Source organism: Variovorax multivorans (assembly GCF_051216835.1).
GTDB lineage: Bacteria > Pseudomonadota > Gammaproteobacteria > Burkholderiales > Burkholderiaceae_C > Variovorax.
Map to the genome: position 1 here is coordinate 128,568 of NZ_JBPJZL010000011.1, position 12,885 is coordinate 141,452.

General features: G+C 68.3%; 13 protein-coding genes. 4 read left to right on the forward strand and 9 right to left on the reverse strand.

What is annotated here, in order from left to right:
* The first annotated feature begins 10 nt into the window (after window positions 1-10).
* From gatC to gatB, 3 genes are read left to right on the forward strand one after another with little or no spacing between them, the layout of a single operon-like run.
* Window positions 11-310 carry an Asp-tRNA(Asn)/Glu-tRNA(Gln) amidotransferase subunit GatC gene (gatC, locus tag ACSFCA_RS26465; RefSeq protein ID WP_093053537.1) on the forward strand — a complete coding sequence of 100 codons (300 nt, stop codon included), beginning with the start codon at window positions 11-13 and terminating at the stop codon, window positions 308-310.
* Window positions 310-1,800 (forward strand): Asp-tRNA(Asn)/Glu-tRNA(Gln) amidotransferase subunit GatA, encoded by a 1,491-nt coding sequence (gene gatA, locus ACSFCA_RS26470; protein ID WP_435461588.1) that lies wholly within the window; start codon window positions 310-312, stop codon window positions 1,798-1,800. Before gatC ends, gatA begins: the two co-directional genes overlap by 1 nt.
* A gap of 1 nt (window position 1,801) precedes the next feature.
* Window positions 1,802-3,292 (forward strand): Asp-tRNA(Asn)/Glu-tRNA(Gln) amidotransferase subunit GatB, encoded by a 1,491-nt coding sequence (gene gatB / locus ACSFCA_RS26475; RefSeq protein WP_435461587.1) that lies wholly within the window; start codon window positions 1,802-1,804, stop codon window positions 3,290-3,292.
* Window positions 3,293-3,335: 43 nt separating this feature from the next.
* Here the strand turns inward: gatB and ACSFCA_RS26480 are convergent, their stop codons facing one another.
* Window positions 3,336-4,031 (reverse strand): DUF4124 domain-containing protein, encoded by a 696-nt coding sequence (locus tag ACSFCA_RS26480; protein WP_435461586.1) that lies wholly within the window; start codon window positions 4,029-4,031, stop codon window positions 3,336-3,338.
* 13 nt (window positions 4,032-4,044) lie between these two features.
* A complete protein-coding gene (pyrE, locus tag ACSFCA_RS26485) occupies window positions 4,045-4,731 on the reverse strand; it encodes an orotate phosphoribosyltransferase (RefSeq protein WP_258351763.1) in 687 nt (228 codons plus the stop codon).
* A gap of 12 nt (window positions 4,732-4,743) precedes the next feature.
* On the opposite strand from pyrE, the gene ACSFCA_RS26490 reads away from it, so the two are divergent.
* Window positions 4,744-5,547 carry an exodeoxyribonuclease III gene (locus tag ACSFCA_RS26490; RefSeq protein WP_435461585.1) on the forward strand — a complete coding sequence of 268 codons (804 nt, stop codon included), beginning with the start codon at window positions 4,744-4,746 and terminating at the stop codon, window positions 5,545-5,547.
* Window positions 5,548-5,555: 8 nt separating this feature from the next.
* Here ACSFCA_RS26490 and ACSFCA_RS26495 read toward each other — a convergent pair whose 3' ends face one another.
* From ACSFCA_RS26495 to allB, 7 genes are read right to left on the reverse strand one after another with little or no spacing between them, the layout of a single operon-like run.
* A complete protein-coding gene (locus ACSFCA_RS26495; protein ID WP_435461584.1) occupies window positions 5,556-7,073 on the reverse strand; it encodes an amidohydrolase family protein in 1,518 nt (505 codons plus the stop codon).
* A 28-nt stretch (window positions 7,074-7,101) separates the two neighbouring features.
* On the reverse strand, window positions 7,102-8,157 hold the full coding sequence (locus ACSFCA_RS26500; RefSeq protein ID WP_435461583.1) for an ABC transporter substrate-binding protein: 1,056 nt from the start codon (window positions 8,155-8,157) through the stop codon (window positions 7,102-7,104).
* 21 nt (window positions 8,158-8,178) lie between these two features.
* Entirely contained in the window at window positions 8,179-8,592 is a 414-nt protein-coding gene (locus ACSFCA_RS26505; RefSeq protein WP_435461582.1) for a DUF3830 family protein, read from the reverse strand.
* A 5-nt stretch (window positions 8,593-8,597) separates the two neighbouring features.
* The gene (locus tag ACSFCA_RS26510) at window positions 8,598-9,374 is read right to left on the reverse strand and encodes an ABC transporter permease (protein ID WP_093076753.1); all 777 of its coding nucleotides are present in this window, start codon (window positions 9,372-9,374) and stop codon (window positions 8,598-8,600) included.
* Window positions 9,371-10,261: an ABC transporter ATP-binding protein gene (locus ACSFCA_RS26515; protein WP_435461581.1), complete on the reverse strand. Its 891-nt coding sequence runs from the start codon at window positions 10,259-10,261 to the stop codon at window positions 9,371-9,373. The genes ACSFCA_RS26510 and ACSFCA_RS26515 overlap by 4 nt, the downstream gene beginning before the upstream one ends.
* An 8-nt stretch (window positions 10,262-10,269) precedes the next feature.
* Entirely contained in the window at window positions 10,270-11,415 is a 1,146-nt protein-coding gene (gene atzD, locus ACSFCA_RS26520) for a cyanuric acid amidohydrolase (protein WP_435461580.1), read from the reverse strand.
* Window positions 11,412-12,881, reverse strand: a complete 1,470-nt coding sequence (gene allB / locus ACSFCA_RS26525) for an allantoinase AllB (protein ID WP_435461579.1) — start codon at window positions 12,879-12,881, stop codon at window positions 11,412-11,414. The genes atzD and allB overlap by 4 nt, the downstream gene beginning before the upstream one ends.
* Window positions 12,882-12,885: the final 4 nt, after the last annotated feature.

A 12,885-nucleotide genomic window follows, 5' to 3' on the forward strand; every position in this document is an offset into this window, starting at 1 on the left:
GTTCCGACCTATGTCACTCTCCGCTTCCGATATTGAGCGCATTGCCTCTCTGGCGAGGCTGCAGCTTGCCTCCGATGAAAGCGAGCGCATGCTCAGCCAGATCAACGGCTTTTTCGATTTAGTCGAACGTATGCGTTCCGTGGACACCACGGGCGTCGAGCCGCTGGCCCATCCGGTGGCCGCGCTCGAAGACATCACGCTGCGCCTGCGCGACGACGTGGTGAGCGAACCCAATAACCGCGAAGCCAACCAGAAGAGCGCCCCGGCCGTCGAAGCCGGCCTGTTTCTCGTGCCGAAGGTGATCGAATAATGAGCAGCGGTGAATTGCACCAGATGAGCGTGGTCGCGCTGGCCAAGGCGCTGGCCGAGCGCAAGGTCTCGGCCGTCGAGGCCTCGCAGGTTTTTCTCGGCCGCATGAAGGCGCACGAGTCGCTCGGCACCTTTGTCGACGTCAATGAAGAAGTCACGCTGGCCCAGGCACGCGCCGCCGACGCACTGATCGCCACCGGCAATGCTCCGTCGCTGGCCGGCGTGCCGATCGCGCACAAGGACATCTTCGCCACCGCCGATTTCGCCACCACCGCCGGCTCGAAGATGCTCGCGGGCTACCGCTCGCCCTTCGACGCCACCGTGGTCAGGCGCCTGGCCGAGGCCGGCGCGGTCACGCTCGGCAAGCTCAGCTGCGACGAGTTCGCCATGGGCTCCGCCAACGAGAACGTCGCCGTGCCCGCCGTGGGCCACGACAAGGCCGTCCCCGTGCAGAACCCCTGGAACCGCGAACGCATTCCGGGCGGCTCTTCGGGCGCCAGCGCGGCTGCAGTCGCGGCACGTCTGGCCCCCGCGGCCACCGGCACCGACACCGGCGGCTCGATCCGCCAGCCCGCGTCGTTCTGCGGTGTGACCGGCATCAAGCCCACCTACGGCCGCGCCTCGCGCTATGGCATGGTGGCCTTTGCGTCGAGCCTCGACCAGGCCGGCCCGATGGCCCGCTCCGCCGAAGACTGCGCGCTGCTGCTGTCGGCTTTCTGCGGCCCCGATCTCGACCGCGATTCGACCTCGCTCGACAAGCCCGCCGAGAACTTCGGCCGCTCGCTGAACGACTCGCTCGAAGGCCTGCGCATCGGCGTGCCGAAGGAGTTCTTCGGCGAAGGCGTGGCGCCCGGCGTGCGCGCGGCCATCGACGCGGCGCTCGCGCAGTACGAGAAGCTCGGCGCCAAGCGCGTCGAGGTCACGCTGCCGCGCACCGAACTGTCGATTCCCGTGTACTACATCATTGCCGCGGCCGAGGCCTCGAGCAACCTGAGCCGCTTCGACGGCGTGAAATTCGGCCACCGCGCGAAACAGTACAAGGACCTGTCCGACATGTACGAACGCACGCGCGCCGAAGGCTTCGGCGACGAAGTCAAGCGCCGCATCATGATCGGCACCTACGTGCTTTCGCACGGCTACTACGACGCCTACTACCTGCAGGCGCAAAAAGTGCGCCGCATGATCGCCGACGACTTCCAGCAGGCCTTCAGGCAGTGCGACGTGATCGCCGGCCCCGCCGCGCCCACCACCGCGTGGAAGCTCGGCGAACATGGCGACGACCCCGTGGCCGACTACCTCGCCGACATCTTCACGCTGCCTGCCTCGCTGGCCGGCCTGCCCGGCATGAGCGTGCCCGCAGGCTTCGACGGCGGCATGCCCGTGGGCCTGCAGCTGATCGGCAACTACTTCGGCGAAGCGAAGCTGCTGAACGCAGCGCACCGCTTCCAGCAGGCCACCGACTGGCACGCGCGCACACCGGAGGGCTTTTGAGATGAGCGAGACCGTGAACACATTCGAAGCACAACAACAGGGCCGCCCGACCGGTCCGCTGGTGCGCGGCTATGAAGTCATCATCGGCTTCGAGACGCACGCCCAGCTGTCGACCGCGAGCAAGATCTTCAGCCGCGCTTCCACCGCCTTCGGCGCCGAGCCCAACACGCAGGCCTGCGCGGTCGACCTGGCGCTGCCCGGCACGCTGCCCGTGATGAACAAGGGCGCCGTCGAACGCGCCATCAAGCTCGGTCTGGCGCTGGGCTCGCACATCGCGCCGCGCAGCGTGTTCGCGCGCAAGAACTACTTCTACCCCGACCTGCCCAAGGGCTACCAGATCAGCCAGTTCGAGATCCCGGTCGTGCAGGGCGGCTCGGTGTCGTTCTTCCTCGGCGAAGAACAGAAGACCGTGCGCCTCGTGCGTGCCCACCTCGAGGAAGACGCGGGCAAGTCGCTGCACGAAGACTTCATCGGCCAGAGCGGCATCGACCTGAACCGCGCCGGCACGCCGCTGCTTGAAATCGTGACCGAGCCCGACATGCGCTCCACCGCCGAGGCCGTGGCCTATGCGAAGGAGCTGCACAAGATCGTCACGTGGATCGGCATCTGCGACGGCAACATGCAGGAAGGCAGTTTCCGCTGCGACGCCAACGTGTCAGTGCGCAAGCCCGGCGACAAGCTGGGCACGCGCCGCGAGATCAAGAACCTGAACAGCTTCAAGTTCATGCAGCAGGCGATCGACTACGAGATTCGCTGGCAGATCGAAGAGATCGAGGACGGCCGCGAGATCGAGCAGGCCACCGTGCTGTTCGACCCCGACACCGGCGAGACGCGCGCGATGCGTGCCAAGGAAGACTCGGCCGACTACCGCTACTTTCCCGACCCCGACCTGCCGCCGCTGGTCATCGCCGCCGACTGGATCGAGCGCGTGAAGGCCACCATGCCCGAACTGCCGCGCGCGATGGTCGAGCGCTACGTGCGCGACCACGGCCTGTCGGAATACGACGCGGCGCAGCTCACGCAGAGCGCCGCGCTCGCCGCCTACTTCGACGAAGCCGTGGGCGCGGGTGCCACGCCCAAGCTCGCGAGCAACTGGATCACCGGCGAGATGGCGCGCCGCCTGAACGCCGCCGAAATCGGCATCGAGGCCGCACCGGTGAAAGCGCAGCAACTGGCGCAGCTGGTGAAGCGCATCGCAGACGGCACGCTGCCGAACAACGCCGCGCGCCAGGTGTTCGAAGCCCTGTGGACCGGCGAAGGCAGCGATGTCGACGCGATCATCGAGGCCAAAGACCTGAAGCCGATGAACGACACCGGCGCACTCGACAAGATCCTCGACGAAGTGATCGCCAAGAACGCGAAGAACGTCGAGGAATACCGCGGCGGCAAGGAGAAAGCGCTCAACGCCCTCGTGGGCCAGGTCATGAAGGCCAGCGGCGGCAAGGCGAACCCGGCGCAGGTCACCGAGCTGCTGAAAGCCAAGCTGGGCTGATGGCAAGAAACCGGGGCCTTGGTGCAAGGCCCCGGCAGATTCATCAGCGGGGGTTGCCGCCGTTCTGCGGCGACCAGAGCGTCTTCAGACGCGTGCGCTCTTCGTCGAAGCGCGCATTCACCCGCTTCTTCTCTTCTTCCTGCTCCGCAATGAAGCGGTTCTGCACCACCACGCTCTGCGTGTTGTCTTCGAGCTTGCGGCGCACCGCGCCCGGCGCCTTGCTGGTGTCCTGCTTGTAGAACTCCATCTCCTCGTCGATCTTCTTGCGGTCTTCGCTCAGCTCGGCGATGCGCTTGCGCGCCGCCTGAGTCACCGCGTCGATTTGCGCGAGCGCCTCGCTGCGTTCGCGGTCGTGCGTGGCGAGGTTCGGGTAGCGCACCAGCAGCGCGCGTTCGCGGCGCCGCTCGTCGGTCAGGCGCGCGGTCTGGATGGCGGCTTCGCGGGCGCGGTCTTCGCGCTCCTGCAGCTCGCGCGCGGTGTAGGTCGGCTCGACCTTGCGGCGCACCGAGCCGCTCGGGTTCAGCTCGCGCTGCTCGCGGTCGGTGCACTCGGCAATCGGCCGGTCGGCCGTCAGCGTGCGGCCGCGGGCATCGGTGCAGGTATAGATGCCGGGGGAGGCGCCTTCCACTTTCTGCGGTTGCGCTTGCAAGGCGCCGCAGAACGAAGAAACCGCCAGGAAGAAAGAAGCCGACGCCAGCAGGCGGATCGGCTTGCCCTGATCGTCGCGTGCGTCGTGCATGGGCGCCCTTGCCTCAGCTGGTGGCGCCGTAGCGCGTGCGGTAGGCCAGCACGCGTTCGCGGTGCGCGCCCAGGTCGGCGGCAGCGTTGCCCGAGAGGTAGCTCAGCAGGTCGTCCAGCGTGGCGATGGCAATCACCGACAGGCCGAGCTGGTTGCGCACGTACTGCACGGCGCTGTGATCCACGTCGACACCGTTCTCGGTGGCTTTTTCCTGCCGGTCGAGCGCAATGGCCACCGCATGCGGCGTGGCGCCGGCCGCCTGGATTGCCGCGATCGACTCGCGCACCGCGGTGCCGGCCGACATCACGTCGTCGACGATCAGCACGCGGCCCTTGAGCGGCGCGCCCACCAGGTTGCCGCCTTCGCCGTGTGCCTTGGCTTCCTTGCGGTTGTAGGCAAAGGGGTAGTTGCGCCCGCGCCGGGCCAGCTCCGCGGCCACCGTGGCGCCCAGCGGAATGCCCTTGTAGGCTGGGCCGAAGATCATGTCGAATTCAAGCCCGCTTTCGATCAGCCGGTCTGCATAGAATCCGGCGAGCCGGGCGATCTTGCCGCCGTCGTCGAAGAGCCCCGAGTTGAAGAAATAAGGGCTCATCCGACCGGCCTTGGTCTTGAATTCGCCAAAGCGCAGCACGCCGGCATCCAACGCAAACTGGACGAAGTCCTGTGCGACCGCGCTGCTTTTCTCACCATCTACAGCCATCGGGAATTCCTTGTGTTCAAACTGACCAGTCTCAATCTCAATGGCCTGCGTTCGGCCGCTACCAAAGGCGTGGCCGACTGGGTGGCCGAACTTGCGCCGGATTGTATTTGCATGCAGGAGATCCGCGTCCAGGCCAGCGACATCGAGGGCCGGTTCGAGGAAATGGCCGGCCTCAAGGGCCACTTCCACTTCGCCGAGAAAAAAGGCTACGCCGGCACCGCCATCTACACCAAGCACGCTCCGAGCCAGGTCGTGGTGGGCTGGGGCGACGCCGAGTTCGACGCCGAGGGCCGCTACCTCGAACTGCGCTTCGACACGCCCAAGCGCAAGTTCTCCGTCATCAGCTGCTACTTCCCGAGCGGCAGCTCGGGCGAGGAGCGGCAGGAGGCCAAGTTCCGCTTTCTCAAAGGCTTCTTTCCGCACCTGCTGGCACTGAAGAAAGAGCGCGAGTTCGTGCTGTGCGGCGACATCAACATCGCCCATAAAGAGATCGACCTGAAGAACTGGCGCGGCAACCAGAAGAACAGCGGCTTCCTGCCCGAAGAACGCGCCTGGATGACGAAGCTGCTCGACGCCGGCGCCGAGGGCGCCGGCCTGGTCGACGTGTACCGCATGCTCAAACCCGACACCACCGGCGATGCCTACACCTGGTGGAGCAACCGCGGGCAGGCCTATGCGAACAACGTGGGGTGGCGGCTGGACTACCACCTTGCTACGCCGAAGACCGCCGAGCTGGCGCGCACCGAGCAGATCTACAAGACCGTGAAGTTCTCGGACCACGCGCCGATCACGGTGGATTACGACTTCAAGCTGTAAGGCGCGGCCTAGCCGCAGCAGCCACCCATCCGCCCGCGCCGGTAGAACGGCCCGAGGTCCTCGGCCAGCGCCTTGACGGTCTCGCGCCACGACAAGGCGCCGGCAGCATCCGCCGCCAGTGCGCCGCGCATGCGCGCCAGCAGTTCGGCACGCAGCGCGGGCTCGTCGATGCCCTGCACGCGGCCTGCATCGACCACCACGCGCCCGCCTACCAGCACCTTGGCGATGTGGCTGCCGTTGCCGCGCGCCAACAGCAGGTCGAGCGGGTCCGTCTCGGCGAAGAGCGCGTCGTCGTCGAGCGCATCCCAGTCCAGCAACACCAGGTCGGCCGCGGCGCCGGGCACGATGCTGCCGCCGCCGGCCAGCCCGCCGCGCACGCTGCGCGGACCGTTGCGCGCGGCAAAGGCCCAGAGCTGGTCGCGCGTCATCGTGGTGTCGTAGCCCCAGCCGCGGTGCAGCGAGTACGCCAGCCGCATCTCGCGCAGCGCGTCGTCGTCTTCATCGAAAGCCATGCCGTCCAGGCCCATGGCCACGCGGCATCCGTGCCGCAGCATCTCGGGCACCGGCGCAATGCCCGACTTGAGCCCCAGGTTGGAGCTGGTGTTGACCGCGATCGTCGCGCCGCGCTCGGCAATCAGCGCCAGTTCCTCGGGCCGCGCCCAGGCGCAGTGCGCGAGCGTGAGGCGCGGGCCCAGCAGGCCGATGTCGTCGAGAAAACGGACGATGCCGCCGGGGTGGTTGGCATCGGCCCAGTCGCGCTGGTAGCGCGTTTCGAGCAGGTGCATGTGAACAGGCCGGCCCGTGTCGGCCGATGCCTGCGCGATCGCCTCGAGCAGCGGCGTGCTGCACCACTGCACCGCCGTCGGGCCGTACTGGACGGTCGCGTGGCCGCCATGGCCGTCTTCTTCCACCATGCGCGCGACCTCGTCGACCAGCGCAAGCTGCTGCGCGGGCGCCACCGGCTTCACCGCCAGCCGTTCGGCCACTGCATGGCGGATGCCGGGGCGCAGTGCCGCCAGAACGCTCGCGTCATCGCAGTAGGCAATGCCGTGGCGGTCGCGCATGGCGATGGCGAAGCCGATGCGCACGCCGACGTCACGCGCCGCGCGCGCCACCACCCGGGCCTCGTCGACATAGGCCATGCCGCCCTGCACGCGCGTGTAGTGGACCATCAGGTTCGCCACGCCATGCCGCACCGAACGCGCGAACGAGGTCGCGGCGCAAAGGTACGGGTCCATGCCCGGCACCACGCCCAGGAACGGCAGCCAGCCTTCGAGCGGCTGGCCGAAGGCGCCCAGCGTGGCGCTGCGGAAGGTGCGCGCATGATCGTGCGCGTTGGTCAGCGCCGGCAGCGCGAGCAGGCGCGGCGTGCCCGTGCCGGCGACGGCCTCTTCCGCCAGCGGCGCGATCGACCGGATGCAGCCGCCCTCCAGCTCGATGCGCACATCCGACTGCGCAGGCTGCGCGCCGGGATCGGCCAGCAGCCATGCGCAGTCGAGCGGGCCTTCGTGCATGCGAGCGGACATGGCGTCTCCTTCGTCGTCGGTCAATCGTTCAGGGCGCAGCGATCTTGCGCTCCGCAAGCGGCGGCAGGAAGCGCCGGTCGAAGACCTCGCCTGCGGTCGGTGCATTCGCCAGTTCGAACGCTTCCTTCACCTGCCCGATGGCACGCGTCATGCGCGCGTCGTTCACGTCACCGATGCCGCCGGTGCCAACCTCGGGCGTCAGCATCACGGTGCGAAGCGTGTAGAGCAGGCGCCGCTTCTCCAGCGCCTGGTTGAGCAGCGGCTCGCGCTTCATCAGCGCGGCAATGGCCGCGTCGGGGTCGGCCACGGTGTCGCGCACCGCCTTGTTGACGGCACGCACCAGCCCGGCCACGGCCTGCGGCTTGTCCCTGAGCAACTGGCGGGACACCAGCACGCCGTTGCCGTACAGGTCGACGCCGTGGTCGCCGTAGTGGAACCAGCGGATGTCCTTGTCCGGGTCCACGCCCTGCGCCACCAGGTTCATGTAGCTGGTCACCGAGAACACGGCCGAGCCCTCGACGTGGTCCTTCAGCAGCATCTGCTCCTGCAGGTTGGGTGCCATGCTGGTCCACTTGACCTTGCCCGCGTCCACGCCGTTGCGGGCCGCCATCAGCGGGAACATGCGTTGCGCGGCGCCGCCAGCCGGCGAGCCCAACGTGCGGCCCTCAAGGTCCTTGAGGGTCCTGATGGGGCTGCCCGCCTTCACGATGAGCGCGAACGGCGCGCGGTTGTAGACCATGTAGACCATCACGGGCGCGGCACCGGGCTTGGCGGCCGCGTTCTGGATGACCGCATTCACGTCGCCGAAACCCGCGTCGTAGGCCCCGGCCATCACCTTGGTCACGGCCGCTGCCGAGCCGTCTCCCTGGTCGATCGTCACCGCGAGCTTTTCCGCGGCGAAGTAGCCCCGGTCTTCGGCGAGGTAGTACCAGGCATGGATGCCCTGCAACTTCCAGTCGAGGACGAACTTGATGGGCGTGAGCTGCTGGGCGCGTGCTTCGCGCACCGGAAGCGCCGCGAGCGATGCGCCCAACGCGGCGGACACCGCGACGACCGCTGCGCGGCGGGATACTGGAAAGAACATGCGAGGCTCCCGTGGGTTGAATCAGATGGTTTCGAAGAGAACGTCCTGCGCGCCTTCCCACAGCACTTTGGTGCCGAGCTCGCGCAGCTGCTCCCGCCCTTCGACGATGGTGAGGAAGTGGTTGCCCGCAAGCGTGCCCATCTTGCTGGCGAAGCTGCAGGCGCCGTAGGCCAGGATGATTTCGGTCTCGCTGTAGCCGCCGGGGTAGAACAGGATGTCGCCCACCGACGGATGGCTGGTGTGGTTCTCGAAGCCCACGCCCAGCTGGAAGTCGCCCAGCGGCACCCAGCAGCCTTCGCCGCTCCAGCGCACGTGAATGAGCTTCTGCCGGTAAGGCAGCAGCCGGCGGAAAGCCGCGACGGTGAGCGGCGCGTCGGGGTGCGTCTGCGCCACGAAACGCAGGCCGCCGGCGGTGATACGGACGAGATCGTTCATGTCGTTCATGCCATCGCCATGTCGGTCTTGCGCTGGGCCCAGCCCGTCATGCGCCGCTCGACCAGCGAGGAGACGGCATACAGCGCCACCCCCATCGCCGCAAGCAGGAAGAGCCCGGCGAACACCATCGGCACATCGAAGTTGCCGCTGGCGATCATCATCACCGTGCCGATGCCCTGGTTGGACGCGACCGTCTCGCTCAGCACGGTGCCCACGAAGGCCAGCGTGATCGCGATCTTGAGCGAGGCGAACAGGTAGGGCAGCGCACGCGGCAGGCCCACGTTCCAGAGAATGTCACGCTTCCTCGCGCCGAGCACGCGCAGCACGTCCTCCAGCTCGGGCTCGGTGCTCGCGAGGCCGGTGGCCACGTTGACCACCACCGGAAAGATGCTGATCACCATCGAGGTCAGGATCGCCGGCACCGTGCCCGCGCCGAACCACACCACGAACAGCGGCACCACCGCCACCTTCGGAATGCTGGAGAACCCCACCAGCAGCGGATAGGTCACGTCGTAGGCCAGCTTCGAAGAGCCGATCATCACGCCGATGACGATGCCCGCTCCCACGCCCAGCACGAAGCCGGCGAGCGTGGTGTAGAGCGTCTGCACGGTGTGCGGCCACAGCAGCGGCATCTTCTGGATCAACACCGCCGCGATCTGGCTCGGGCGCGGCAGGATCAGGTCGGACACGCCGAAGGCCAGGCACACTACCTCCCAGAGCACGAAGAAGCCGACGAGCGCGCCCGCGGAAAGCAGGCGTTGCCGTGCGAGCGGCGCGATCATGCGGCCACCTCTTCGAGCACATTCCCAGGCGGCACCGGCATCGGTACTGGCACCGCATCGCTTTCGCGGCGCGCTTGCGCGATGCGCATGCGCAGCTGCTGCACCAGCGCCGCGAACTCGGGCGCATAGCTGCTCTCCAGCGTGCGCGGCCGCGCGAAGCCCACGTCGCGCGTTTCGAGAATGCGCCCCGGCCGCGCGCTCATCACGCAGATGCGGTTGGCCAGGTAGGCCGACTCGCGCAGGTCGTGCGTCACCAGCAGCACGGTCGGGCGCTTGGCGATCCACAGCGTCTGCATGATGTCCCACAGCTCCTCGCGCGTGAACTGGTCGAGCGCGCCGAAGGGCTCGTCGAGCAGCAGCAGCTCGGGCTCGTGCACCAGCGCGCGGCACAGCGAGGCGCGCTGCAGCATGCCGCCCGACAGCTGCCACGGCCGCTTGTCGCCGAAGCCCTTCAGGCCCACCTGCGCCAGCAGCGCATCGGCGCGCTCGGCGTATTCGCCGCGCTTCTTGCTGCGGTAGTGCTGCCGGAAGGGCTCGACGATCTTCAGCGGGATCATCACGTTCTCGCGGATCGTGAGCCACGGCAGCATGGTCGGGTTCTGGAAGGCGAGGCCGATGCGAAGGCGCGGCGCCGTCGACGCATGCACACCCGCCGGGGCCAGCGTGCCGGCCGCGCCCACCTCGCGCCCCCCGGCAATCACCGCGCCCGCGCTCGGCCTCAGCAGGCCAGCCACCAGCTTCAGGATGGTCGACTTGCCGCAGCCGCTCGGGCCTACCAGGGCGACGAAGTCGCCCTTCTCGATGTCCAGCGTCGTATGGTCCAGCGCGATGGTGCCGCCGCCATAGCGCAGCATCACGTCGGACAGTTGGATGAATGCGTTGCCCATGAGGTCCTTCAGGAAAAAGTGGAGTCCGTGTCGTCCACCCGCAGGATCGCGGCCACCGGGCCGCCGCCCGCGGGCCCCTGGTGCTCGGCGCCGCCCGACACGTACAGCGCCGTATGGCCGGCCACCGAGGCCAGCACGCCGCCCACCACGGCGCGCGCATGGCGCGTCGAGTGGATGTCGGAGTCGTTGAGCATGGTGTGGCGCGTGTCGCGCACGCGGCCGTCGGGGCTGGCCTCGGCCTTCGCGAGCAGGTTCACGAGCCGCGCCGACAAGGCCTGCGCATCGCGCTCCGGGTCGAGCCCGAAGGCATCGCGCAGCAAGGCGCGCACGCTCGCGGCGTCGATCGCATCGCGCATCACCGCGTGGGCGATGCGGAACGCCGACGCGCTGCCTTGCGCCTCGCCGAGCACGATGACGACGTTGTCTTCCAGCTCGATGCCGGCCGAGGCCGATGCGCGCGCGGAGAACAGCCGCCAATCGCTCATCACGCTGGCATCGCAGACCTCTTCGCGCGCGACTTCGCCAAGCGCGACCGCCACACCGAGCGCCGATGCTCCGCGCGAATAGCCCATCGACTCATAGCTGTCGTGGGTCACGGGTGCGGCGCCGCGTGCCAGCGCGGCGGAGACCTTGGCCGCGGTAAGCAACGGGCACTTGACCTGCACGAAGTGCACGTCGTCCGCGCTCTCGATGCCCGCATCGCGCATGGCCTCGGCCACGGCTTCGGCCGTGGCGTCGACCTGTGCGGTGCGGCCCAATTCCTCCGGCAGGAAGGCGCGCGTGTGCGCGACGCCGACCACAAGGCGCTTGCCCAGGCCAGCCGGCGCTTCGGCCACCCAGCGCCGCGTGAACACCGTGAAGTGCGGCGACAGCACGCCCTCGGTGCCGCCCGACATCACCAGCGCCACGCGGGCATGCACCGCGTCGGGCGTGCAACCCAGCGCGGGCGCCAGCAGATGGCACCAGGCACTGGATGCGTACTCGCGCGTGAAGTCGTTGACGCAGCCGTTGCCTTCGGTCTTTCCCATCACGGCCACGATGTCGGCCGCGACGATCTCGCCCGCATCGATCAGCGCCCTGGCGCCGCTCAGGTCGCCCGGGCCGTTGCACGGAATGCGCCAGACCCCCACTTGCTGGACGCGTGCCGCGCTCATGCCGCGTCCCAATTCACCGCACCCACCGGCACGGCCGTCGCAGGCACGCCGGCCGGCGTCTGCAGGATGGCGCTGCTGTAGTGCTCGGTGTTGCGCGGCTTCGGAGTGGGCATCTTCTGCACACCCTTCACCGTGCGCCCCCAGCCGACCGCATCGCTCACCAGCTTGCCTTCGCGCATCACGAAGCGCCCGCGCAGCAGCGTGTGCAGCGGATAGCCCTTCACCGAGCGGCCGTTCCACGGCGATATCTTGCTGATGCTCTGCAGCCGGCTCTGCGACAGCGTGCCGGCGCGCTGCATGTCGACGATCGCGATGTCGGCGTGCGCGCCCGGTGCGATCACGCCCTTGGTGCCATACAGGCCCCAGGCCCTGGCCGGGTTCACCGCGCTCCAGCGCACGTAGTCCATCAGCGTGGCGCGCTCGCGGTTTACCTCGGTCAGCATCAGCGGCATCTGCGTCTCCACGCCTGGAAAGCCGCAGTCGCAGTCCCATATGCTCTCGCGGGTCTTCTCTTCGGGGGTGTGCGGCGCGTGATCGGTCGCGATCATGTCGAGCGTGCCGTCGAGCAGTGCGTCCCATAGCGGCTGGTTGTGGCGCGCCTCGCGGATCGGCGGGTTGAGCCGCATCACGCCGCCGAGTTTCAGCATGTGGCTGGTGTTCAGCAGCAGGTACTGCGGGCAGGTCTCGGCCGTCACGTCGACGCCGCGGCGCTTGGCTTCGCGCAGCAGGAAGAGCGAATCGGCCGCGCTGTGGTGCGCGATGTGCACGCGCGCGCCGGTCCACTCGGCCAGCGTGAGCACGCGGCCAATGGCTTCGATCTCGGCCACCGCCGGGCGCGCGGCCAGGTGCGCCATCGCGTCGATGCGGCCGGCGGCCTTCATCTTCTGCTGGCGGCGCTGCAGGATTGACGAGTTCTCCGCATGCACCACGGTGCGGATACCCAACGGGGCGAGCTTCTCGAAGCCCTCGAGCAACGCACCATCGGTGGGCGCGGGCAGGTTGCCGAAGGTGTTGCCGACAAAGGCCTTGAAGCTGGTGACGCCGGCGTCGAGAAGTTCTTCGAGCCGCTCGACCGTATCGTCGCCCAACAGGCCGTGGATGCCGAAGTCGCAATACGAAGACTCGGCCGCCTTCTGCTTCAGGCGCAGGGCCTCGACGGTGCCCGTCGCGGGATTGGTGTTGGGCATCTCGAACACGGTGGTCACGCCGCCCATCGCGGCGGCGGCCGAGCCGGTCTTCCAGGTTTCCTTGTTCGGGTAGCCCGGGTCGCGGAAATGCACGTGGCTGTCGATGGCGCCCGGCAGCAGGAACAGCCCGTCGGCGCGCATCTCCTCGCGCGCCGGCGGCATGGTGTCGTCATGGCCGACGGCCACGATGTGCTCGTCTGCGATGGCCACGCTGGCTTCGATGATCTGGTCTGCGGACACGACGCGCGCGCCGCGAATGACGAGGTCGACTTCTTTCATGCCG

What these genes read in the sequence shown, in the direction of transcription:
- ACSFCA_RS26480 (WP_435461586.1), bottom strand. Translation starts at nt 4,031, where the DNA reads ATGCACGACGCACGCGACGATCAGGGCAAGCCGATCCGCCTGCTGGCG.
- gatB (WP_435461587.1), top strand. Translation starts at nt 1,802, where the DNA reads ATGAGCGAGACCGTGAACACATTCGAAGCACAACAACAGGGCCGCCCG.
- ACSFCA_RS26510 (WP_093076753.1), bottom strand. Translation starts at nt 9,374, where the DNA reads ATGATCGCGCCGCTCGCACGGCAACGCCTGCTTTCCGCGGGCGCGCTC.
- atzD (WP_435461580.1), bottom strand. Translation starts at nt 11,415, where the DNA reads ATGAGCGCGGCACGCGTCCAGCAAGTGGGGGTCTGGCGCATTCCGTGC.
- ACSFCA_RS26495 (WP_435461584.1), bottom strand. Translation starts at nt 7,073, where the DNA reads ATGTCCGCTCGCATGCACGAAGGCCCGCTCGACTGCGCATGGCTGCTG.
- gatA (WP_435461588.1), top strand. Translation starts at nt 310, where the DNA reads ATGAGCAGCGGTGAATTGCACCAGATGAGCGTGGTCGCGCTGGCCAAG.
- ACSFCA_RS26500 (WP_435461583.1), bottom strand. Translation starts at nt 8,157, where the DNA reads ATGTTCTTTCCAGTATCCCGCCGCGCAGCGGTCGTCGCGGTGTCCGCC.
- ACSFCA_RS26505 (WP_435461582.1), bottom strand. Translation starts at nt 8,592, where the DNA reads ATGAACGATCTCGTCCGTATCACCGCCGGCGGCCTGCGTTTCGTGGCG.
- allB (WP_435461579.1), bottom strand. Translation starts at nt 12,881, where the DNA reads ATGAAAGAAGTCGACCTCGTCATTCGCGGCGCGCGCGTCGTGTCCGCA.
- ACSFCA_RS26515 (WP_435461581.1), bottom strand. Translation starts at nt 10,261, where the DNA reads ATGGGCAACGCATTCATCCAACTGTCCGACGTGATGCTGCGCTATGGC.
- pyrE (WP_258351763.1), bottom strand. Translation starts at nt 4,731, where the DNA reads ATGGCTGTAGATGGTGAGAAAAGCAGCGCGGTCGCACAGGACTTCGTC.
- gatC (WP_093053537.1), top strand. Translation starts at nt 11, where the DNA reads ATGTCACTCTCCGCTTCCGATATTGAGCGCATTGCCTCTCTGGCGAGG.